This is a genomic window from Xanthomonas sp. 3307 (assembly GCF_014199735.1).
Taxonomy (GTDB): domain Bacteria; phylum Pseudomonadota; class Gammaproteobacteria; order Xanthomonadales; family Xanthomonadaceae; genus Xanthomonas_A; species Xanthomonas_A rydalmerensis.
Map to the genome: position 1 here is coordinate 465,342 of NZ_JACHOG010000003.1, position 21,402 is coordinate 486,743.

The 21,402-nt window shown below is 70.7% G+C and carries 13 protein-coding genes and 1 pseudogene; 3 read left to right on the top strand and 11 right to left on the bottom strand.

The window, feature by feature from the left end:
* Positions 1–59: 59 nt before the first annotated feature.
* The 5 genes and pseudogenes from GGR64_RS20850 to GGR64_RS10545 form a co-directional block, all read right to left on the bottom strand.
* Positions 60–1,304, bottom strand: a complete 1,245-nt coding sequence (locus GGR64_RS20850) for a glycoside hydrolase family 18 protein (RefSeq protein ID WP_255421575.1) — start codon at positions 1,302–1,304, stop codon at positions 60–62.
* A gap of 345 nt (positions 1,305–1,649) precedes the next feature.
* A pseudogene (locus tag GGR64_RS20855) lies at positions 1,650–2,111 on the bottom strand (Ig-like domain-containing protein); the annotation flags it as partial.
* A 444-nt stretch (positions 2,112–2,555) separates the two neighbouring features.
* A complete protein-coding gene (locus GGR64_RS10535; RefSeq protein ID WP_184645683.1) occupies positions 2,556–3,566 on the bottom strand; it encodes an alpha/beta hydrolase in 1,011 nt (336 codons plus the stop codon).
* Between the two features lie 68 nt (positions 3,567–3,634).
* Positions 3,635–6,721, bottom strand: a complete 3,087-nt coding sequence (locus GGR64_RS10540) for a ligand-binding sensor domain-containing diguanylate cyclase (RefSeq protein WP_260302984.1) — start codon at positions 6,719–6,721, stop codon at positions 3,635–3,637.
* Positions 6,722–6,835: 114 nt separating this feature from the next.
* Positions 6,836–8,218, bottom strand: a complete 1,383-nt coding sequence (locus tag GGR64_RS10545; protein ID WP_048490425.1) for an L-serine ammonia-lyase — start codon at positions 8,216–8,218, stop codon at positions 6,836–6,838.
* 86 nt (positions 8,219–8,304) lie between these two features.
* Between GGR64_RS10545 and GGR64_RS10550 the strand changes: the two genes are divergently transcribed.
* The gene (locus GGR64_RS10550) at positions 8,305–8,544 is read left to right on the top strand and encodes a glutaredoxin family protein (protein ID WP_160965510.1); all 240 of its coding nucleotides are present in this window, start codon (positions 8,305–8,307) and stop codon (positions 8,542–8,544) included.
* A 76-nt stretch (positions 8,545–8,620) separates the two neighbouring features.
* On the opposite strand, the gene GGR64_RS10555 is transcribed toward GGR64_RS10550, so the two are convergent.
* From GGR64_RS10555 to GGR64_RS10565, 3 genes are read right to left on the bottom strand one after another with little or no spacing between them, the layout of a single operon-like run.
* Complete coding sequence (locus GGR64_RS10555) at positions 8,621–9,190, bottom strand: YceI family protein (RefSeq protein WP_184645685.1); 570 nt, start codon at positions 9,188–9,190, stop codon at positions 8,621–8,623.
* Positions 9,191–9,202: 12 nt separating this feature from the next.
* Positions 9,203–9,769, bottom strand: coding sequence for a cytochrome b (locus GGR64_RS10560; RefSeq protein WP_184645687.1), 567 nt, complete (start codon positions 9,767–9,769; stop codon positions 9,203–9,205).
* Positions 9,766–10,431 carry a YceI family protein gene (locus GGR64_RS10565; protein WP_184645689.1) on the bottom strand — a complete coding sequence of 222 codons (666 nt, stop codon included), beginning with the start codon at positions 10,429–10,431 and terminating at the stop codon, positions 9,766–9,768. Before GGR64_RS10565 ends, GGR64_RS10560 begins: the two co-directional genes overlap by 4 nt.
* Before the next feature lie 231 nt (positions 10,432–10,662).
* Between GGR64_RS10565 and GGR64_RS10570 the strand changes: the two genes are divergently transcribed.
* Both GGR64_RS10570 and GGR64_RS10575 read left to right on the top strand, forming a co-directional pair.
* Positions 10,663–14,229, top strand: a complete 3,567-nt coding sequence (locus GGR64_RS10570) for an ATP-binding protein (RefSeq protein WP_184645691.1) — start codon at positions 10,663–10,665, stop codon at positions 14,227–14,229.
* A gap of 90 nt (positions 14,230–14,319) precedes the next feature.
* The gene (locus tag GGR64_RS10575) at positions 14,320–17,898 is read left to right on the top strand and encodes an ATP-binding protein (RefSeq protein ID WP_260302985.1); all 3,579 of its coding nucleotides are present in this window, start codon (positions 14,320–14,322) and stop codon (positions 17,896–17,898) included.
* Positions 17,899–18,062: 164 nt separating this feature from the next.
* On the opposite strand, the gene mdtD is transcribed toward GGR64_RS10575, so the two are convergent.
* The 3 genes from mdtD to GGR64_RS10590 all read right to left on the bottom strand — a co-directional run bounded on the left by mdtD (position 18,063) and on the right by GGR64_RS10590 (position 21,357).
* Positions 18,063–19,493 carry a multidrug transporter subunit MdtD gene (gene mdtD, locus GGR64_RS10580; RefSeq protein ID WP_160965498.1) on the bottom strand — a complete coding sequence of 477 codons (1,431 nt, stop codon included), beginning with the start codon at positions 19,491–19,493 and terminating at the stop codon, positions 18,063–18,065.
* Between the two features lie 311 nt (positions 19,494–19,804).
* Positions 19,805–20,191 carry a VOC family protein gene (locus GGR64_RS10585; protein ID WP_184645695.1) on the bottom strand — a complete coding sequence of 129 codons (387 nt, stop codon included), beginning with the start codon at positions 20,189–20,191 and terminating at the stop codon, positions 19,805–19,807.
* Between the two features lie 152 nt (positions 20,192–20,343).
* On the bottom strand, positions 20,344–21,357 hold the full coding sequence (locus GGR64_RS10590; protein ID WP_184645697.1) for an MBL fold metallo-hydrolase: 1,014 nt from the start codon (positions 21,355–21,357) through the stop codon (positions 20,344–20,346).
* Between the last annotated feature and the right edge of the window lie 45 nt (positions 21,358–21,402).

Genomic DNA, 21,402 nt, shown 5'->3' on the forward strand with positions numbered 1-21,402 from the left:
GTTGCCAGCAACGCCGATGCCGATGCGGGCAAGCCATGCGCTGCGGCCGTCGCCTCAGCTCATTGCAGCCCCTGGCCCATGGTCTTCAGCAATTCGCCCTGGTAGTCGCCGCTGAACTCCCAGAAGAACGCGCCGCCCAGGCCCTGGGTCTTGACGTAATTCATCTTCTCGGTGACCAGTGCCGGATCGTCGTAGCTCCAGAAGGTGCTGCCGTCGTACTTCCAGTGCGCATGCGCCTGCGCGTCGACGTAGTTGGCGCCGGCGCGGCCGCGCAGCACCTTGTAGTCCTCGATTCCCGCCTCGTAGGTGCCCGGCGCGGCGCTGCCGCTCTGGTACAGGCCGTGGTTGACGTTGGGCACGTTGGTCCAGCCGCGCCCGTAGAAGCCGATGCCGAGGTTGAGCTTGGCGGCGGGCACGCCGCGGTCGAGGAAGGCCTGTATGGCGTCGTTGCTGTTGTAGTAGCGCTGGTCGCCGCTGGACGGATCGGCCGGCGACTCGAACAACGCCGAGTGGTGATTGGTCTGCGGATCCCAGGCGCCATGGAAGTCGTAGGTCATCACGTTGAGGTAGTCCAGGTACGGCGCGTACAGGTTCGGGTCGGTGACGCGGATCTTGTCGATGCCGGCGCCGACCGCCACGGTCAGCAACAGCCCCGGCCGCACCTGGTCGAGCTGGCGGCGGAATTCGGCCAGCAGCGCGGTGAAGTTCTGCCGGTCCTCGGCGCTGCCGCAGGCGATGCCGCAGGCCACCGGATACTCCCAGTCGATGTCGATGCCGTCGAACACGCCGGCCGCGGCCGCGGTGCCGCCGGCGCCGTCGGTGACCGGCAGGTTGCCGCGGATGTAGGCGTCGATGCACGAGGCGACGAAGGCCTGGCGATTCTCGGCGCGCGCGGCGCTGGAGAAGCCGCGCGACCAGGTCCAGCCGCCCAGCGAGATCAGCACCTTCAGCGCCGGGTGCGCGGCCTTGAGCTTCTTCAACTGGTTCCAGTTGCCGCGCAACGGCTGGTCCCAGGTATCGCCCACGCCGTCCACGCTCTGCGCGGCGGAGAACGCCTTGGTGTAGTCGGCGAAGGCGTCGCCGCCGGCGCCGGTGCTGCTGTCGGAGGGTTGGGTGACGCCGACTTCGCAGCGGTTGTTGCGGACGTTGCCGAAGGCGTAGTTGAGGTGGGTCAGGTAGCCGGCCGCGCCGCTGGCCTGGATGTCGCGGACCTGGTAGTTGCGGCCGTAGATGCCCCATTGGGTGAAGTAGCCGATCACGCGCTTGCCGCCGCCGGCGCTGGCGGGCAGGGTGCGTACGCTCAGCGTGGCGCTGTTGGCCGAGACGTTGCCGGCATTGTCGCGGGCACGGACCGCGTAGGTGTACGCGGTGTCGGCGGTCAGTGCCGAATCGGTGTAGCCGGTGGTGGTGGACGTGCCCACGCGAGTGCCGTCGCGGACGATGTCGTAGCCGGCCAGGCCGCTGCCGCCGGCATTGTCGGAGGCGGCGGCCCAGGTCAGGGTGATGGCATTGCTGGCGCGCGTGGCCGCGGCCAGGCCGGTGGGCACGCTCGGCGCGGTGGTGTCGGTCGACGGTGCCGCGACGGTGATTGCGACCGCGGCCGAGGTGGTGCGGGCGCCGGCGTTGTCGGTGGCCACGGCGGTCAGGCTGTAGCTGCCTGCCGCCGCGCCGCTCCAGGCGAGCGTGTAGGGCGCACCGTTCACGCTGCCCAGCGAGGTGCCGCCGCGGAAGAATTCGACGCGCGCGACGCTGCCGTCCGGATCGCTGGCCGACGCCTGCAGGGTGATGGTGTTGCCGACCACGAAGCGGGTGCCGGCGGCGGGTGCGGTCAGCGCCACGCTCGGTGGCTGGTTGGTGGAATTGCCGTCGCAGCTGCCCAGGTCCTGGTACCAGCCGCAGCTGGTGCAGTAGGTCGGCGCGGTGTTCCAGATCGGGCTGTTGGCGCGGTACAGGTGGCCGGCGTAGGTCAGGGTATCGCCGGCGGCGTAGATCGTGGCCGGATTCCAGGCGGCGACGCCGCTGCACGCGGCGGCCCAGGTCTGGCCGGGCACGAGGCCGGCCAGGACGAGACAGCAGAACAGCAACCACGATCCAGCGGATTTCGTGTTCATGGTGACGCCTCCGATGCGGTGTGTCGCGCGACTGAGGAGCGGCGGTCGGCCGCTGTCTGGTTCCTTGAATCCGATCACCCGGAGCTTGGGGCGCGTGGCGCCGACGTCGTTAGGCGTTTGTGCGCGGACCGGGCAGGCGCAGGGTTCGCGTCAGGAGACAACGTTGTCAACCGACAATTCCGGTGAATGCGAGACAGATCCAGGATTGCTGCGATGACAACGTTTTCATGGTCGCGCCGGATGCTGCAGCGCAGTGTCGGTGTGTCGAACCCGTCGAGCGAGGGCGTGCAGAGCTGACAAGGCGCGTCGCCGGCCAGGATGTGTGCGGCGCGCTCGCTGCTTGCTGTCGCCGCCAGCTGCCGCGACGAGACTTCCGATTGCGCGGCAAGGCGCGCTCGCGCCGCCGCGCAGGGATCAGTAGTTGGGCTAACGGCGGGTGTGTGTTCAGGGCGCCGTGCCCAGTGCCTCGAGCAAGGCCGCATTGAACCGCTGCGGCGCTTCCACCTGCGGCGAATGGCCGAGGTCGTCGAAGGCGACCAGGTGCGCGCCGGGAATCGCCGCGGCCGCGCGCTTGCCCAGCGCCGGATAGTCGCCCAGGGTCGCCGCCAGCGCCGGCGGCGCCAGGTCCTTGCCGATCGCGGTCCGGTCGCGCTGGCCGATGAACAGCGTGGTCGGCACGCGCAATTGCGCGAAGCGCTGCACCACCGGCTGGTTGAACACCATGTCCGAGGTCAGCGCCTGGTTCCAGGCCACGCGGTCGCCGCCGGGGCCGGCGTACAGGCCGGCCTGCATGCTCACCCAGCGGTCGTACTCGGGCTTCCACTGTCCGCCGTAGTAGACGGTCCGCTGGTACTGCTTGATCGAGGCCGCGTCGGTCTTGCGCTCCTTGGCGTACCAGTCGTCGACGCTGCGCCAGGGCACGCCGGCGGCCTTCCAGTCCTCCAGCCCGATCGGGTTCACCAGCAGCAGCTGGCTCACGTCCTGCGGATATTGCAGCGCGTAGTGCGCGGCGAGCATGCCGCCCATCGAATGGCCGACGAACGCGGCACGGGTCACGCCGGCCTGTTGCAGCAACGCATGGGTATTGGCCGCCAGTTGCGCGAAGGTGAACTGGTAGGCCTGCGGCTTGCTCGACTTGCAGAAGCCGATCTGGTCCGGCGCCAGCACCCGATAGCCCTGTGCGACCAGGGCGGCGATCGTCGATTCCCAGGTCGCCGCGCAGAAGTTCTTGCCGTGCAGCAGCACCACCGTGCGGCCGTTCGGCGTGCCGGTCGGGGCCGCGTCCATGTACGCCATCTGCAGCGGCTGGCGCTGCGAATCGAAGCGGTACCAATGCACCGGATAGGGATAGGCGAAGCCTTCCAGTTGCGCGCCGTAGCGCGGCGGTGCATCGGTGCCCGTAGCGGATGCGAGTGGCGACAGGGCGAGGGCGGCGAGCAGCAGGCAGTGGCGCATGGCAGCGGGATGGCAGGCGTGATGGACCACGACCTTAGCCCGGCCTGCGCTTGCGAGGCGTCAACGCCTCACACCGGCGGCAGGCTGCCGCCGTTGTGCACCAGGGTCAGGCAGGCGTGGCGCTGCATCTGCCCCAGCGGTTCCTGCAACGCGGCCAGCACCTGCTCGGCCTGCGCGCCGAGCACCGGCCGGTACGCCGCCCAGCCGTTGCGGCCCTTGGCCTTGGCCTGGTACAGCGCGCGGTCGGCCAGCACCAGCAGTTGCTCCCAGCCGAGCAGGTTGTCGGGATCGTGCACGAACGGGAATTCGGCCAGGCCGATCGAGCAGGTGACCCGGCCCTGGCGGCCGTGCTCGAGCACGAACGGGTGCGCGGCCACCGAGCGGCACAGCCGTTCGGCGGCCATGGTGAGGTTCTCGCGCGGCGCCGAGCGCAGCACCAGCAGGAATTCCTCGCCGCCCCAGCGCACCACGTAGTCGCTTTCGCGGGTCAGCCGCACCAGCAACTGCGCCATCTGCTGCAGCACCGCATCGCCGGTGTGGTGGCCGCCGCTGTCGTTGATCGACTTGAAATGGTCGATGTCGATCAGCGCGAACAGCATGCCCGAGGACAGCATGTCCTCGTCGTTGGCGGCCATGCGCCGGTACAGCGCGATGTCGCTGGGGATGTGCAGCGACAGGTAGCGGCGGTTGCGCAACTGGGTCAGCTCGTCGGTGAAGCTGGCTTCCTGCAGGCGCTGGTTGGCCGCCTGCAGCGCCTGGGTGCGCTCATGCACCTGGCGCTCCAGGGCGTCGCGCTGGCGCCGGTTGTGCAGCCGCGCCAGGGCCAAGGCGCTCAGCAACAGGGCGAACGCGCCCAGCGCCAGCAACAGCCGGTAGAACAGCGTTTCCTGGAAGCGCAGTTCGATCCGCAGCGGCAGCCGCGCCGGCGCTGCCGCCCAGACGCCGGCGTTGTTGCTGCCGGTCACCTCGAACACGTAGTCGCCGCCGGGCAGATTGGTGTAGCTGACCGCGCGTTGGCGGATGTCGTCGAGAGTGCGCCAGTCGCGGTCGTAACCGAGCAGGCGGTAGCGCAGCTCGACGTTCTGCGGCGCCTGGAACGAGGCAGCGGTGAACTCGAAGTCGAGGTCGCGCGCGCCTTCCGGCAGCGGCGCCGGCAGCGCCTGCGGCGTCAGCCACTGCCCCAGCGCGCGTACCCGCTCCACCACCGGCTGTGGTGCCACCGGATTCTTGACGATGCCGGCGGTGTCCAGTGCGACCACGCCGTCGCGGCTGGGCAGCCACAGCGCGCCGTGCTCGATGAAACCCTTGCCGTTGCCGGCGCCGTTGCAGCACATGCCTTGCACGCCGCCATGGCGCTGCGCGCGCTCGGTCAGCATCAGTTCTGCGTTCAGCGGCGCCTGCGGCGACGCCGCGTGGCGCTGCAGGTTGGCCAGGCGCACGCGGTAGACCCCGCGCAGGCCGGCCGCCCAGATCGCGCCGTGGCCGTCGTCGGCGATGAAGAACGCGGCGTTGACCGGCAACCCATCCTGCTCGCCGAATGCATACCAGTGCGTGCCGTCGAACAGCCACAACTGCTCGTTGAGGGTGCCGACCAGCCACTGCCCGCCGGGCAGTTCGTGGATGGCGGTGATGTCGGCGCTGGCCAGCGCCGAGCCCGGCGGGGCCAGCGCGATCAGGCGCTCGCCGCGCAGTTCGTACAGGCCCGACTGCGCGCCGACCAGCAGGCGCCCGTCGCGGGTCTCGTGGATCAGGCGGATGCGCGGATCGCGCAGGCCCTCGGCCGTGCCGTAGCGGCGCAGCCGCGCGCCGTCGGCGCGGAACAGGCCGTCGTCGCTGGCGAACCACAGCCGCTGCGCGCGGTCGCGGGCGATGCCGCTGATCTGCAGGTCGCGCAGCGGCGCCAGCCAGGCGGGCTGACTGAGCCGGCCGTCGCGGAACAGGGCGGCGCCATGGCGGGTGCCGATCCACAGCTGCCCGGGTTCGGCCAGCAATGTGTAGGGCGCCTCGTTGTGCAATTCCGCCAGACTCAGGCGCTGCTGGTAGCGGCTATCGCGCAACTGCGACAGGCCGCTGTCGGTGCCGACCCACAGCGATCCATCCGGATCGCGCGCCAGGGTCCACACCAGCGCGTCGTCCAGCCCTTCGTGGGTGCTGTAGCGACGGGTCCAGCCGTTCCACAGCCGGGTCGCGCCGTTCCAGCTGCTGCCCAGCCACAGGTTGCGTTCGCGGTCCTCGAAGATGGCGTTGACGCCGATGTTCGGCTTGCTCTCCGGGTTGCGTTCGACGATGGCGCCATCGCGCACGCGCAGTAGCGCACCGGGCAGCCCGACCCACAGGTTGTGGTCGCTGTCCTCGAACAAGGCCTGCACTGCGCGCCGGCTCGGGTCGGCGGCATCGGGCAGCCATTGCCAGCGTCCCTCGCGGCGCACCAGCAGGCCGTTGCGGGTGCCGGCCCAGATCGTGCCTTGCGCCTCCAGCAGGTGCTGCACCGGCGTGGCGCCGGCCTCTTGCGGTAACGGCAGCGACACCGGCGCGTCCTGGCCGGCGACGAAGCGCAGTACCGCGCCGCGTGTGCCCACCCACAGCGCGTCGGCGCGCGGCAACAGCGTGTGGGCGCCGCCGGCGATGCGGTGACGCAGTTGCAGGCGATCGCCCTGTACGGCGTACACGCCATCCTGCGCGGCGACCAGCACGGTGCCGCGCGCGTCGGTGGCGATCGCCTCGATGTTGAGCAGCGGCGCCTGCGGATCCTGCGGCAGCAGCGTGGTAAAGCGACCGTCGCGGTAGCGGGACAGGCCGCGGTAGGTGCCGATCCACAGCGTGCCGGCGGCATCCACGTGCAGCGCCTTGATCAGGTTGCCGGGCAGGTGCGCCGGCGCGCCCTCGTTGAACGAGGTCATGCGCACACCGTCGAAGCGGGTGAGCCCGCCCATCGTGCCGATCCACAGATAGCCCTGACGGTCCTGCGCGAACGCCTGCACGCTCAGCTGCGGCAGGCCCTGGTCCAGGCCCCAGCCTTCGCGTTCGTAGTGATTGAACTGCTTGTCCGGTTGCAGTGCCCGCGCCTGCGGCACACACGCGCTCCACGCTGTCGAGAGCATGGCCAGCTGTAGCGCCAGCAGGCGCCAGGAGGCGTATGGGAACCGCAAGAGCATGCCAATGCCGGATCGGCTGACGTCTCTTGCGTTAGCGGCACCGCCGCGCGGATCTTTATCCGCGTAGCGGCGGAGACGCTGGCGATCGCGAGGGCCAGCGTCCATTGGGATGGTTCAGCACTCGATGACGTTCACCGCCAGCCCGCCGCGGCTGGTTTCCTTGTACTTGTCCTGCATGTCGCGGCCGGTGTCGCGCATGGTGCGGATCACCTTGTCCAGCGAGACCTTGTGCTTGCCGTCGCCGCGCATCGCCATGCGGCTGGCATTGATCGCTTTGACCGCGCCCATCGCGTTGCGCTCGATGCAGGGAATCTGCACCAGGCCGCCGATCGGGTCGCAGGTCAGGCCGAGGTTGTGCTCCATGCCGATCTCGGCCGCGTTCTCGATCTGCCCCGGCTTGCCGCCGAGCGCGGCGACCAGGCCGCCGGCGGCCATCGAGCAGGCCACGCCGACCTCGCCCTGGCAACCGACCTCGGCGCCGGAGATGGAGGCGTTTTCCTTGTACAGGATGCCGATCGCCGCGGCGGTGAGCAGGAAGTCGAACACGCGCTGTTCGTCGGCGCCGGGGCAGAACCGGTCGAAGTAGTGCAGCACCGCCGGGATGATCCCGGCCGCGCCGTTGGTGGGGGCGGTGACCACGCGGCCGCCGGCGGCGTTCTCTTCGTTGACCGCCAGCGCGTACAGGTTGACCCAGTCCAGCGTGGTCAGCGGATCGCGCATCGCCGCTTCCGGCTTGGACGACAGTTCGCGGTACAGCGCCGGCGCGCGCCGCGACACGTGCAGGCCGCCGGGCAGGGTGCCTTCCTCGCGGATACCGCGCGTCACGCAGGCCTGCATCGCGCCCCAGATCTCGCGCAGACCGGCGCGGATCTCGTCCTCGCTGCGCCAGCACTTCTCGTTCTCGAACATCAGCGCGGCGATGCTCAGGCCGCTGCGCGCGGCCTGCGCCAGCAGTTCGTCGCCGCTCTTGAACGGGTAGGGCAGTGGCGTCTCGTCGGCCACGATGCGGTCGTCGGCAGCATCGTCCTGGTTGACCACGAAACCGCCGCCGACCGAGTAGTAGTCGCGCGTGGCGATGACTTCGTCGTTGGCGGCGTAGGCGGTGAAGCGCATGCCGTTGGTGTGGTACGGCAGCTTCTGCCGCTTGTTCATCGCCAGGTCGCGCTTTTCGTCGAAGGCGATCTCGTGCTGGCCGAGCAGGTTGATGCGCTTGCTGCCGCGGATGCGCTCCAGCGCGCCAGGGATGATGTCCGGGTCGATCAGGTTCGGGCGCTGGCCTTCCAGGCCCAGCAGCACCGCCTTGTCGGTGCCGTGGCCGCGCCCGGTCAGGGCCAGCGAGCCGAACACTTCGGCGCGCACGCGCACCACGTCCTGCAGGCGGCCCTGGTCGAACAGCCAGCGGTGCACGAAGCGCTCGGCGGCGCGCATCGGTCCCACGGTGTGCGAGGAACTCGGCCCGATGCCGATCTTGAACAGGTCGAAGGTACTGACAGCCATGCGCGTGCCGAAGGGGTGGCGAAAGACCGTCTATTCTATGCTTCCGGCGCGCGGCACAGGTCCGCAGCGCAGCATTGGACGCGAGCATGTCCCTGACCCTGTACCAGCGCGACGACTGCCATCTGTGCGACCAGGCCCTGCAGGTGCTGGCGCAGGCGCGCGTGGCCGAGCCGCACAGCGTGTTCATCGACGACGACGCGGCGCTGGAGGCGCGCTACGGCGTGCGCGTGCCGGTGCTGCGTGCCGCCGACGGGCGCGAACTGGATTGGCCATTCGATGCCGCCGGCGTGCGCGCCTGGCTGGCGGCCTCGGCCGAACGCGCCTGAGCCGCGCATAAAAAAAGCGGCGGACCCGACGAGGAAATCCGCCGCTCAGCGGCCGCGCGCCGCGGCCTGTGGCGAATCACTTCGCCTTGAACACCACCTTGGTGCTGATCGCGGTTTCGTTGGGGATGGTCTTGGTATCGGCCCAGTCGCCGCCGCCCACGCCGAAGTCCAGGCGCTTGACCGTGGCCTTGCCGGCCAGCACCGGCTGCGCGCCCGGGGTCCAGGTGAAGGTCAGGGTGACCGGCTTGGACACGCCGCGCAGTTCCAGGGTGCCGTCGGCGGCGAACTGGTTGTTGCCCAGCGCGCGGAACTTGTCGGCGCGGTAGTGCGCGGTGGCGAACTTGGCGACGTCGAAGAAGTCCGCGCCCTGCAGGGTGGAGTCGCGGTCGGTGTTGCCGCTCTTGGCGCTGGCCAGCGGGATGGTCACGTCGAGCTTGGCGCCGGCCAGGTTGGCCGGATCGAAGCTGAGCTTGGTGTCGAAGCCGGGGAACTGGCCGGTGAACACCTCGCCGTCGTACTTGCTGGCGAACACCAGGGTGGAGCCGGGGGCCTGCACATAGTCGGCGGCCCGCACCGCGGGGGCAGCGGCGAGCAGGGCCACCAGACTGGCGGCGACGGCGGCGGGGGACGCGAAACGGGTCGACATCGAAACAGCTCCTCAGGATTTGGGGGTGAGCCAACCGCGCGGCAGCATCCGCGCCAGGGTGGCATCGCGTTGGAACAGGTGGTGGTAGAACGCGGCGCCGGCATGTGCCAGGACCACCGCGATCAGCAGCCAGAAGCCCCACTCGTGCACCGCGTGCGACAGGTCGCGCAGGTGTTCGTTCGGGGCGCTGAGCTTGGGCACCGCGACCAGGCCGAACCAGCGGAACGGGCGCAGGCCGCTGGCCGAGTCGTACAGCCAGCCGGACAGCGGGATGGCGAAGATCATCACGTACAGCAGCACGTGGGTGGCGCTGGCGATGCGTTCCTGCCAGCCGGGCGTGCCCGGCACCGGCTTGGGCGCGCCGGCGTACAGGCGCCAGCCCAGCCGCACGATCACCAGCGCCAGCACGGTCAGGCCCAGCGACTTGTGCGCGGTGTAGACCCAGAAATACTTGGGCGTCTTCGGCAACTCGCCCATGGTCAGGCCGACCACGCCGAGCAGCAGGATCAGCGCGGCAATCAGCCAGTGCAGGGTCTGGCTGACGCTGCCCCAGCGTTCGGGAGTGTTGCGCGCGCTCATGGCGTGCCGTCCTGCGCTGCCGGCGTGCGGGTGTCGGTGGGGGCGGTTGGCGTGGTACTCGGCGCCGGATCCGGCTCGGCCTTGGCGCCGCCTTCGCGGGTGGCTTCGGCCTCGATGCGCAGCTCCACCGTGCCGCCGATCACCGACGGCCAGGCACTGATGCCGAAGTCGGCGCGCTGCAGCGTGGTGGTGGCGGAGAAGCCGGCGGTGCGGCGGAATGGCGGCAACGGATGGCGCTTCACTGCGTTCAGGGTCACGTCCAGGGTCACCTCGCGGGTGACGCCGTGCAGCGTCAGCTGCCCGATCACCTTGGCGTGCTGCGCATCGATCGGCTCCACGCGGGTGGAGACGAACTGCGCCTCCGGGTAGTGCTCGCCGTCGAGCAGGTTGTGCGCCAGCGCGGCGCGGTTCCACTTGTCGTCGCCCAGGTCCAGCCGCTGCAACGGCACCCGCGCCTGCAGCCGCGCGCTGCGCCAGTCGTCCGGATCGAACACCAGGGTGCCGGTGCTGCCGGACACGGTGCCCAGCGCCTTGGAGAACCCGGCGTGCTCGATCGCGAACAGCACCCGCGTGTGCACCGGGTCCAGCGCGTACTGCGCCGGCGCGGCGAGGGCGGCGCCCGGCAAGGCCAGCAGGAGGGCCACGAGAAAGGGTTTGAGCATGGAGCGGGGCCGCGCTGGGAGGTCGCCGGATTCTAGTCACAGTCCGGGCCGGCTGCGTACCTGCGCCGCGTAACGGTTCGTTGCACGCTGCGACAAGTGTGATTTTTAGGCCGCCGCGGGGTATAAGAACGCTGCCGTGGCGAGCGGCACACGGAGCGGGCGCCCTGCGCGTCCGGCCCCGGCAGTGCGCCGGTGTTCATCCGCCGACGTCCTTTGCCGGAGCCGATGTCCATGTCCATCCCGCATCCCCCACGCCGGTGGCGCTGCTGGGGGCTGGCCTGCCTGCTGGCGCTGGCCGGTCTGTGCGCCGATGCCTGGGCCGGGGTGCCGGAGCTGCCGCGCTTCCGGGTGTTTTCCAGCGAGCAGGGGCTGCCGTCCAGCGACATCTCCGCACTGCAGCTGGACCGCGACGGCTACCTGTGGATCGCCAGCGGCGATGGCCTGGCCCGCTACGACGGGCGCGAGTTCCGGGTCTGGCGGCACGACCCGGCCAATCCCGCCTCGCTGCGCTGCAACTACGTGCAGGACATGCACATCGACGCGCGCGACCGCATCTGGGTGGCCTGCGAGGGCGGCGGGCTGAGCGTGCTCGGCGCGGACCGGCGCGGCTTCCGCCACTTCAACATGGCCACGCAGCCGGCGATGCGCAGCGACGAGGTGTTCGCCATCGCCAGCCGCGGCGACGCGGTGTTCTTCGGCACCTACCGCGGCGGCCTGTATCGGCTGGGCGGCGATGGCCGGGTGCAGCGCATCCGCGCTGGCGATCCGAAGGTGGACGCATTGCTCGACAGCGCGGTGCTGACCCTGGCCTTCGACGACGCCGGAGTGCTGTGGGTGGGCACCTTCAAGGGCCTGGTGCGCTACGACGGCCAGCGCGTCAGCGCCTACCGCATCGACGACGGCACGCCGGACAAGGCGCAGGTGATCACCTCGATCACCCCGCTCAGCGACGGCCTGTGGTTCAGCGGCAACACCGGCCTGTTCCGGCGCGACCGCGCCGGGCGCTGGCTGCGCGCGGACTGGGCCGACGCCCTGCACCGCGCGGTCAGCACGATCGCCGAGGACGGCGCCGGCGGCTACTGGCTCGGCAACGGCGAGGGCCTGTGGCACAAGCCGGCCGACGGGCCGGCGCGGCGGGTGGACACCGGCGGCGCGGCGGTGTCCGGCGCCAGCGTGGTGGAGGCGGTGCTGCGCGACCGCGAAGGCGGCCTGTGGGTGCCGCTGCCGACGCGCGGCCTCGGCTATCTGCGTCCGGACTGGCGTCGCCTGGCGGTGCTGGGCACCGCGCAGGGCCTGCCCGCCGACCAGTACGTCGGCCTGGCGCCGGCGCGCGCCGGCGGCGTGTGGCTGCTCGGTTCCGGCGCCAGCGTGTTCCGCCTCGACACCACCAGCGGTGCGCTGAGCGCGCCGCACTGGGCCAACGGCGCGCCCAATGGCCGCATGCTGTCGGTGCTGGACGATCCGCGCGGGGCGTTGTGGATGGGCGGCAGCGCCATGCTGCTGCGCGGTCCGCTCGACGGTGGCCGCCTGCAGCGCTGGACCCGCAGCGCCGGCGAAGCCGATGCGATTCCGGACGGCACGCTCGCCTGGCTGCAACTGGACGCGCGCCAGCGGCTGTGGATCGCCGCGCCGGGCTACGGCGTGCAAGTGCGCGATGGCGACGGCCACGTCCTGCAGAACCTCCCCGGTGGCCAGCACGGCCTGGCCGGGACCGACATCGCCGCGTTCGCGATGTCCCCGGACGGCACGCCGTGGGTGGCCGACGAACAGCTCCAGCACTGGGACGACGCGGCCGGGCGGTTCCGCACGCCGCCGGAACTGGCTGGCGAGAAGGTGCAGTCGTTCGCCTTCGCCGACGCACGCACGCTGTGGGTGCACCGGCTGTCCGGGCTGGAACTGTGGCGGCACGACGGCACGCACTGGCAGCGCAGCCAGCGTTACGCGGTGGCCGAAGGGCTGCCGGCCACCGAGTCCAGCGCGCTGGTCGCCGATCCGCAGGGTCGCGCCTGGCTGGGCATGCGCCGCGGCCTGTTCCGGGTCGATCCGCGGCACACCCCGGCGGTGCGCGCGTTCGGCACCCGCGACGGCCTCGGCAGCCAGGAACTGGTGCGGCGCGGCCTGCTGATGACCGCCGACGGCGTGCTGGTGGCGGCCGCCGCCGACGGCAGCGTGGCGCTGCTGGACACGCGGCAGCCGGATCCGGTGCCGGTGCCGCTGGCGCTGAGCATGGAGAGCGTGCAGGTGCGGCGCGGCCCGCAACTGCTGAGCCTGCCCACGCGCGGCGACTTCACCCTGCGCTCGGACGACCGCGACCTGCGCGTGGCGGTGCGGCTGCTGTCCTACATCGATCCCGAACACATCGTCTACCGGTTCCGCCTGCCGGGCTACGACCGTGACTGGGTCAGCACCGGCGCCAGCGGCGAACGCATCCTGCCGCAGCTGCCCGACGGTGCGCAGGTGCTGGAGATCCAGGCGCGCACCCGCAACGGCGCCTGGTCGCCGACGCTGCGCCTGCCGTTCCAGGTGCAGCCGCCGTGGTGGCGCAGCGTCTGGGGCATCGTCGGGCTGCTCGCCGCGGCCGGCCTGCTGCTGCTGGTGTCGCTGCGCGCCTACCGGCGGCGCCTGGGCCGCCAGCACGCCTGGGAGCTGGCCCTGCACAAACAGGAACTGGCCGAGCAGGCCTCGCTGGCCAAGACCCGCTTCCTGGCCACGCTCGGCCACGAGGTGCGCACGCCGCTGACCGGGGTGCTGGGCATGAGCGAGTTGCTGCTGGCCACGCCGCTGGATCCCAAGCAGCGCGGCTACACCGAGTCGATCCGCCGCGCCGGTACGCACCTGCTGCACCTGGTCAACGACGCGCTGGACCTGGCGCGGATCGAGGCCGGGCGCCTGCGCCTGGAGTCGCAGCCGTTCGCGCTGCAGGCGCTGATCGCCGAGGTGGTCAACCTGATGGCGCCGCTGGCGCAGGCGCGCGGGCTGCGCTTCGATCTGCACGACGCCATGCCCGGCGCGACCACGGTGGAAGGCGATGCGCTGCGCGTGCGGCAGATCCTGCTGAACCTGCTGGGCAACGCGATCAAGTTCACCAGCAGCGGCTCGGTGGCGCTGAAGGTGGCGCCGGCGCAGGATGGCCAAGGGCTGTGCATCGAGGTGGCCGACACCGGCCCGGGCATCGGCGCCGAGCAGCAGGTGCGGTTGTTCCAGCGCTTCGAACAGGGCGACGGCCCGCGCACCGCGGTGCGCCAGGGCGGCAGCGGCCTGGGCCTGGCGATCAGCCAGGAACTGGCGATGGCGATGGGTGGGCGCATCCAGGTCGAGAGCCGGCTCGGGCACGGCGCGCGCTTCCGCGTGGGCCTGCCGCTGTGCTGGCGCCCGGCGCAGGAGCCCGCGGTGGTGCCGGCGGTGGCCCCGCGGGCGCGCACCGCGCTGCGCATCCTGCTGGTCGAGGACGAACCGACCGTGGCCCAGGTGATGGTCGAACTGCTGCGCGGCCGCGGCCATCAGGTGGCCTGGGCCGCGCACGGCCTGGAGGCGCTGACCGAAGCCAGCCAGGGCAGCTTCGACATCGGCCTGCTCGACCTGGATCTGCCGGCGCTCGACGGCCTGGCGTTGGCGCGGCAGTTGCGCGCGCTGGGCCACGGCTTCCCGCTGCTGGCGGTGACCGCGCGCTCCGACGGCGAGGCCGAGTCCGCGGCGCGCGCCGCCGGCTTCGCCGGGTTCGTGCGCAAGCCGGTCACCGGGCAGATGCTGGAGGCCGCCATCGACGCGGTGCTGGACGGCGCGCCGCCCCGGCTCTGAGGCGATGCGAATCGGTTGCCAGCGCCGGCGCTTATCGCCGACGATGGGGTGGTGGCGCGGGACGGACGCCCGTCAGGGGAGACAGAGGCGATGCGGTCGAGACGGATCTTGGGATGGCTGCTGCTGGCGTGGTCCGCGGTCGCTGGCGCGGCAGTGCCGCCGACGCCGCAGCCGCGCCAGCTGACCGTGGCCGACGGCCTGCCGTCCAACAGCATCAATGGCTTTGCCGAGGACAAGCTCGGTTACCTGTGGCTGGCCAGCAGCGACGGGCTGGCGCGCTTCGACGGACGCGGCTACCGCATCTGGCGCATCGAGGACGGCCTGCACGCCAACAAGATCTGGTCGGTGCACGTCGATGCGCAGAACCGGGTCTGGTTCGGCACCGACGGTGCCGGCCTGGGCATGCTCTCGGCCGACCGCCGGCAATTCCGCTACTACGACAGCAGCACCTATCCGCAGATCGGCGGCACCACGGTGTGGGCGATCGCCTCCACGCCGGACGGCAGCGTCTGGTTCGGCACCGCCACCGGCGGCCTGCACCAACTGCGGCCGGACGGCCGCCTGCGCCGCTTCATGCCGGTGCCCGGCGACGAACGCAGCCTGCCGTCGGCCACGGTCATCCACCTGGCGACCACGTCGGACGGGACCCTGTGGGTCGGTACCCGCGACGGTCTGGCACGCTGGACCGGGCACGACTTCCAGCGTGTCGACGCGGCCGCGCTGCCGCACCCGGAAGTGCAGGGGCTGACCCCCGAACGCGACGATACGCTGTGGGTCTCCACCCAGGGCGGGGCGCGCCTGCTGCGCGCCGATGCCAGCGTGGTGGAGCCGTACTGGCGCAACATGCCCAGCGAGAGCGTGCTGGGGATGCTGGTCCACGACCGCCATGGCACCCGCTGGTTCGACACCATGGACGGGCTGGGCCGCGAGAGCGAGTCGGGGGTGATCCGCAACGTGCCGCTGTACAGCAACTCCGCGCACGGACTGGTCAAGCCGAACTGGTCGCTGGCGTTCGAGGACCGCGAGGGCGGCCTGTGGTTCGCCAGCACCAATGCCGGCCTGTGGCACCTGCCGGCCAACTGGCAGCAGTTCTCGGTGCTGTCCCACCGGGTGGACGACCCGGAGTCGATGGGCAATCCCTACGTGCAGGCCACTGCCGCCGCCCGCGACGGCGGCGTATGGCTGGCCGGCACGCGCGGGGTGCTGGACAAGCTGGACCCGGCCACCGGCGTCGTGCATCGGCACATGCAGGCGATGTTCGGACGCAACTGGTCGCGGGCGATCGCCGAGGACCCGCAGGGGCGGGTGTGGGCGGCGGCCTGGGGCGCGCTGTTGCGCTACGACCCGGTCAGCGGCGAGGTGCGGCGCTGGGGCAGCGACGCCGGTGCCGATGCGGCGATTGCGTCGCAGGTGCAGCGGATCGCCTTCAGCGACGATCGCCACGTCTGGATCTTCAGCGACATCGGCGGCGTGCAGGTGCGTGACCTCGACGGCCACGTCCTGCGCGACATGGCGCCGGGCACCAACGGCCTGCCCGCGGAACTGGTGGTGGACGAGGCCCAGCCCGGGCCGCAGGGCCAGCCCTGGGTGCTGGGCCGTCACGGCCTGCTGGCCTGGAACCCGGCGCGCGTGCGTTTCGAGCCGGTGCCGGGTGCGCCGCGGCGTCCGCTGAGCGCCTTCGCGATCAGCGACGGCAATGTGGTCTGGCTGGCCAGCGTCGGTTGCCTGGAGCGTTATCTGTGGGATGGCAGCCGGCTGAGCCTGCTCGACCGCATCGATGCCGAACAGGAGTTCCCGGCGCTGGCGCCGAACGGCCTGGTCGTCGATGCCAGCGGCGTGGCCTGGCTGAGCAGCATGCGCGGGCTGATCCGGGTCGATCCGGCGAGCAAGGCGATCCGCTCCTACGGTGTGCACGATGGCCTGCCCAATCAGGAGTTCTACGCGCGCACCCTGGTGCAGGCGCGCAGCGGGCAGATCCTGGGCGGCACCCCGGATGGGGTGGTGCTGTTCGAGCCGTCACAGGTGGTGCCGTCGCGGCGGCAGCCGCCGCTGGTGATCGAGCGCATCGGCGTGCGCCGCGGCGAGCGCGCGCTGGACCTGCTGCACGCCGACCGCATCGTGCTGCAGGAAGGCGACCGCGATCTGCACGTCGTCGCGCGCCTGCTGTCGTTCTCCGACACCGACGCCAACACCTATCGCTTCCGCCTCAGCGGTTACGATCCGGACTGGGTCGATGTCGGCGCCAGCGGCGAGCGCCTGTTCTCGCGCTTGCCGTCGGGCCACTACACCCTGGAGATGCAGGCGCGTACCGCCGACAAGGTGTGGTCGAAGGTGATCACGCTGCGCTTTCGCGTGCTGCCGCCGTGGTGGCGCAGTCCGTGGGGCGTGGCCGGGCTGGCGGTGCTGGCGGTGCTGGCACTGTGGCTGCTCGCCTACCTGTACCGGCGCCGCCTGCGCCGGCGCGCCGCCTGGCAACTGGCGGTGCACAAGCAGGAGGTGGCCGAGCAGGCCTCGCTGGCCAAGACCCGCTTCCTGGCCACGCTCGGCCACGAGGTGCGCACGCCGATGACCGGGGTGCTGGGCATGAGCGAACTGCTGCTGGCCACGCCGCTGGATCCCACGCAGCGCCGCTACACCGAATCGATCCGCGACGCCGGCTCGCATCTGCTGCGCCTGGTCAACGATGCGCTGGACTTGGCGCGGATCGAGGCCGGGCGCCTGGAACTGGAGCAGCAGCCGTTCGACCTGGGCCGGCTGATCGCCGAACTGGAGGCGATGATGGGGCCGATGGCGCGTGGCCGCGGCCTTGCCTTCGCCCTGGACAACGCCATGCCGCCGCAGGTCACCGCGCGCGGCGACGCCACGCGGGTGCGGCAGATCCTGCTGAACCTGCTCAACAACGCCATCAAGTTCACCGAGCACGGCAGCGTGGAGTTGCGGGTGGCGCCGCTGCAGCCGCAGCAGGGCGTGCGCTTCGAGGTCGCCGACACCGGGCCGGGCATCAATGCCGAACAGCAGGCGCGGCTGTTCCAGCGCTTCGAGCAGGCCGACGGGCCGCGCACCGCCGCGCGCTACGGCGGCAGCGGCCTGGGCCTGGCGATCAGTCAGGAACTGGCGGTGGCGATGGGTGGGCGCATCGAACTGCGCAGCCGCCTCGGTGCCGGCACCCGCTTCCTGGTCGAACTGCCGTTGCCGTGGACGCCCGAGCCGCTGCCGCAGGCGCCGCGCGACACCCGCGCGTCCGCCAGCGCCGCGACGCCGCGGCGGATCCTGCTGGTCGAGGACGATCCGACCGTGGCCGAGGTGGTCGGCGGCCTGCTGCGCGCGCGCGGCCACCAGGTCACCCACGCTGTGCACGCATTGGCCGCGCTGACCGAAGCGGCGGCCAGCACGTTCGACATCGCCTTGCTGGACCTGGACCTGCCCGGTCTGGACGGCCTGGCGCTGGCGCGGCAGTTGCGCGCCTTCGGCTACGGCATGCCGCTGATCGCGGTCACCGCCCGCGCCGACGCCGACGCCGAACCGCAGGCCCGCGCCGCCGGCTTCAGCGGCTTCCTGCGCAAGCCGGTGACCGGCGAGATGCTGGCGGAGGCGGTGGAGGGGAAGCCGGGACCGGGGACTCGGGACCCGGGACCCGGGGAAAGCGACGGTCGCCGTGAAGCCACATAGGCAGTGCGCGGCGCACGGTCTCTGTAGGATCGGCTTTAGCCGCGACCCGGCGTTCCCGGCCGCGTCGGGTCGCGGCTAAAGAAGCTCCTACGAGAGCCCAGGAACCGTGCGGACCGCATCGCCCTCGCCGTTGCGAATCCCCACTCCCAAATCCCCACTCCCAGCTACTCCGCCACCTCTTCCACCTGCTTCGGATGCGGCCGCGTATCCGGCAACTGCCAGAAGATCAGCGTCGAGGTCAGGGTGATGGCACCGACGCAGACGAAGGTCGCGTGCAGCGCCGCGGTGGCGCCGTGGGTATCGCCGAGATGGGTGTTGAACGCCGCCAGCAAGCTGCCGGCGGCCGCGGCGCCGAAGCCGGTGGCCAGCATCATCACCATCGACAGCAGGCTGTTGCCGGCGCTGGCCTGGTCGCGATCCAGGTCGCGCAGGGTCACCGTATTCATGACGGTGAACTGCAACGAGTTGACCGCGCCGAACAGCGCCAGCTGCAGCAGCCGCCAGCCCAGCGGCTGGCCGACGTCGAACAGCAGGAAGCTGGCCATCGCGGTGCCGACCAGCACGGTGTTGGTCATCAGCACGCGGCGGTAGCCGAAGCGCTCCACCAGCTTCACCGCCGCGCGCTTGGAGGCCATGCCGGCCAGCGCCACCGGGATCATCATCAGGCCGGCGTTCATCGGGCTCATGCCCAGGCCCACCTGCAGCAGCAGCGGGATCAGGAACGGCATGCTGCCGCTGCCTACGCGCGAGAACAGGTTGCCGAGGATGCCGATGCGGAAGCTGATGACCTTGAACAGGTGCAGCGGGAACAGCGGCGCCGGCGCGTTGGCCGCGTGCAGCCAGTAGCCGATCAGCGCCGCCAGCCCGGCGATGGCCAGCAGCATCACGAAGGCGTGGCGCAGGCCCAGCTCGGAGATGCCGTCCAGCGCCAGCGACAGCGCCACCATGCCGAAGGCCAGCATCGCGTAGCCAATCAGATCGAAGCGGGTACGTTGCTCGCCGTAGAAGTCCGGCATGATCTTCAGCGCGGCGGCGAAGCCGATCGCGCCGATCGGCAGGTTGATCAGGAACACCCAGTGCCAGGACGCCACCTGCACCAGCCAGCCGCCCAGGGTCGGCCCGACCAGCGGCCCGATCAGCGCGGGAATGGCGATGAAGCTCATGGCGCTGAGGAACTGCGCGCGCGACACCGAGCGCATCACCGCCAGCCGGCCGACCGGCAGCAGCATCGCGCCGCCGATGCCCTGCAGCACGCGCGCGGCCACCAGATACGGCAGCCGCGGCGCCGCCGCACACAGCAGCGAGCCGAGGGTGAACAGCACGATCGCGATCAGGAAGGTGCGGCGGGTGCCGTAGCGGTCGGCGATCCAGCCGGAGGCGGGAATGAACATCGCCACCGCCAGCGCATAACTGAACACCACCGACTGCATCTGCAGCGGGCTCTCGCCGAGGCTGCGCGCCATCGCCGGCAGCGCGGTGTTGACGATGGTCGCATCGAGCATCTGCATGAAGATGGCCAGCGACACCAGCCATAACAGCGGACGGAAACTGCGCGCGTTGGGAACGGCGATCGGATCGGAGGAGGGCGCGGACATCGGCATGCAGGGCGACGCGGGGGGCAATAGGATCGCGCAGATCGCGTCGCCGTGCCGTGCAGCCGCGCTCGCGGCGCGTGCGTCATCCAGTCGGCGCTCAGCGATGACGCTGACAGGGTGGGACCCGTGACCCGGGATTCTTCCGCACGTGCAGCGCGGTTGCGACCGCACTGTGGGAGGGACTTCAGTCCCGACGGGCCTTACCGGGACAGTTTGTCGGAACTGAAGTCCCTTGCACAAGAAAATCGCCACTTTCCCATCGGGTCGCGCGATAACGCTTTTGCTCGGAACTCCAGGCTTCCCGCGTCCCGTCAGGACGCGGTGTCGGCGGCGACCGGCGGCACGTGTAGCGCGACGCAATTGCCTTCGCAATCCTCGATGTCGGCGACCTCGCCGAAGGCGCCGATCAAGGTCGGCGGATACCGCACGCGGCCTCCGGCGGCGATCGCTTTGTCGAGCGTGGCGCGGACGTCCTGTACCGTGAAGTACAGGCGCGCGCCGGCCTGGCCGGGCGTGTAGCTGTCGTCTTGGGCCAACGCGCCGCTGGCGCCTGGACGGCCCGGCGCGTAGGGGAAGAACGCCATGGCGTTGCCATCCATTTGCGCACGTTCGAACGTGGTATCGAACACGGCGCTGTAGAAGGCGATGGCGCGCTCCAGGTCGGCGGCCGGGATTTCGAAGTAACTGACCGGATTCATGCGCGTGGCCTGGCCGAGGGGACCGCAGTGTCGCGCACACGACTCGTCGCCGCCTGCGGTAGCAGGCGGTTCGAGAGGCTGTCTTGTCTGAGCCGAAAGCCGGTCAGGACGGTCAACGCGACGGGAGGCCGGGGCATCGTCATGGCGTGTCGTCAGATTTCCATGAGGTCCTTGCCGACCACGATGTTGCCCTTGAAGTGTCGACGCACGTCCTTGGTCCACATGTCGTCGGTGATGGTCGGGTCGCCGCCCGGCACGAAGTGGTTGAGCACCAGCGTCCCCACGCCTGCTGCCGCGGCGATTCTGCCGACCTGCTCCGTCGTCGTGTGGCTCTTGAGCAGGTGGTCGAGCAGTGTGGGCGCGTTGTCGTTCGTTTTCAGCAGCTTTTCCAGGGCTGGCAGATACATGACTTCGTGCACGAGCACGTCGGCCCCTTTGGCGAAACTGGCGAGACGTTCGTCATAGCGGGTGTCGCCCGAGAAGACGACGGTGCGCTCACGCGTTTCGAAGCGGTAGGCAAATGCCGGCTTGATCGTATAGTGATCGACGAGCGTCGCGGTCACGCGGACCTGATCGTTCTCGAGCACCGTGCGCGGCGCATCGAATTCGTGGACGTTGACGAGCGGCCGGAAAGGCGGACGGCCTTCCTCGCGGGTTCGCACGTCGAGGTCGATGGCATTCATATCGACGAAATCGTCGACCATCTTCCCGATACGCGGCGGCCCATACAGATGCACCGGCGTCTGCAGCCCGCTCGCCCATGCGAGGAACACGAGGTTCAGCAGATCGGCGTTGTGATCGGAGTGGTGGTGCGTGATGAAGATGTCGCGGATAGCCGGCAGCCTGATTCCGGCTTTCGTGAGCTGCTGCGCGACGCCGTTGCCGCAATCCACGACGTATGGCTGTCCATCGACCAGCAGCACATTGGCCGGCGCCGCCCGCAACGCGGAGGGAGTGGGGCCGCCCTTGGTGCCGAGCAGGATCAGTTTCGTGCCGCGTGCGCTGCCGCCGTCGGTGTGGCCTGGGCCGCCGGAAGAAGGCGCCTTGTTGCCGGCTGACGTTCCGGCTCGCGCCGGCGTGAGCCACGGAAGCGACGCGAAACCTGCGGCGGTGACCGCCACGCGCATGAAGTCCCGGCGCGAACGGCTCAAGCGTTGTTCACTCATCCGTAGTCTCTTGGCGTTGTCGTGTTGAAGACGGGGCTCGCAGAG

Coding starts and splice junctions, on each gene's coding strand:
- GGR64_RS10535 (WP_184645683.1), bottom strand. CDS start 3,566: ATGCGCCACTGCCTGCTGCTCGCCGCCCTCGCCCTGTCGCCACTCGCA.
- GGR64_RS10540 (WP_260302984.1), bottom strand. CDS start 6,721: ATGCTCTTGCGGTTCCCATACGCCTCCTGGCGCCTGCTGGCGCTACAG.
- GGR64_RS10545 (WP_048490425.1), bottom strand. CDS start 8,218: ATGGCTGTCAGTACCTTCGACCTGTTCAAGATCGGCATCGGGCCGAGT.
- GGR64_RS10550 (WP_160965510.1), top strand. CDS start 8,305: ATGTCCCTGACCCTGTACCAGCGCGACGACTGCCATCTGTGCGACCAG.
- GGR64_RS10555 (WP_184645685.1), bottom strand. CDS start 9,190: ATGTCGACCCGTTTCGCGTCCCCCGCCGCCGTCGCCGCCAGTCTGGTG.
- GGR64_RS10560 (WP_184645687.1), bottom strand. CDS start 9,769: ATGAGCGCGCGCAACACTCCCGAACGCTGGGGCAGCGTCAGCCAGACC.
- GGR64_RS10565 (WP_184645689.1), bottom strand. CDS start 10,431: ATGCTCAAACCCTTTCTCGTGGCCCTCCTGCTGGCCTTGCCGGGCGCC.
- GGR64_RS10570 (WP_184645691.1), top strand. CDS start 10,663: ATGTCCATCCCGCATCCCCCACGCCGGTGGCGCTGCTGGGGGCTGGCC.
- GGR64_RS10575 (WP_260302985.1), top strand. CDS start 14,320: ATGCGGTCGAGACGGATCTTGGGATGGCTGCTGCTGGCGTGGTCCGCG.
- mdtD (WP_160965498.1), bottom strand. CDS start 19,493: ATGTCCGCGCCCTCCTCCGATCCGATCGCCGTTCCCAACGCGCGCAGT.
- GGR64_RS10585 (WP_184645695.1), bottom strand. CDS start 20,191: ATGAATCCGGTCAGTTACTTCGAAATCCCGGCCGCCGACCTGGAGCGC.
- GGR64_RS10590 (WP_184645697.1), bottom strand. CDS start 21,357: ATGAGTGAACAACGCTTGAGCCGTTCGCGCCGGGACTTCATGCGCGTG.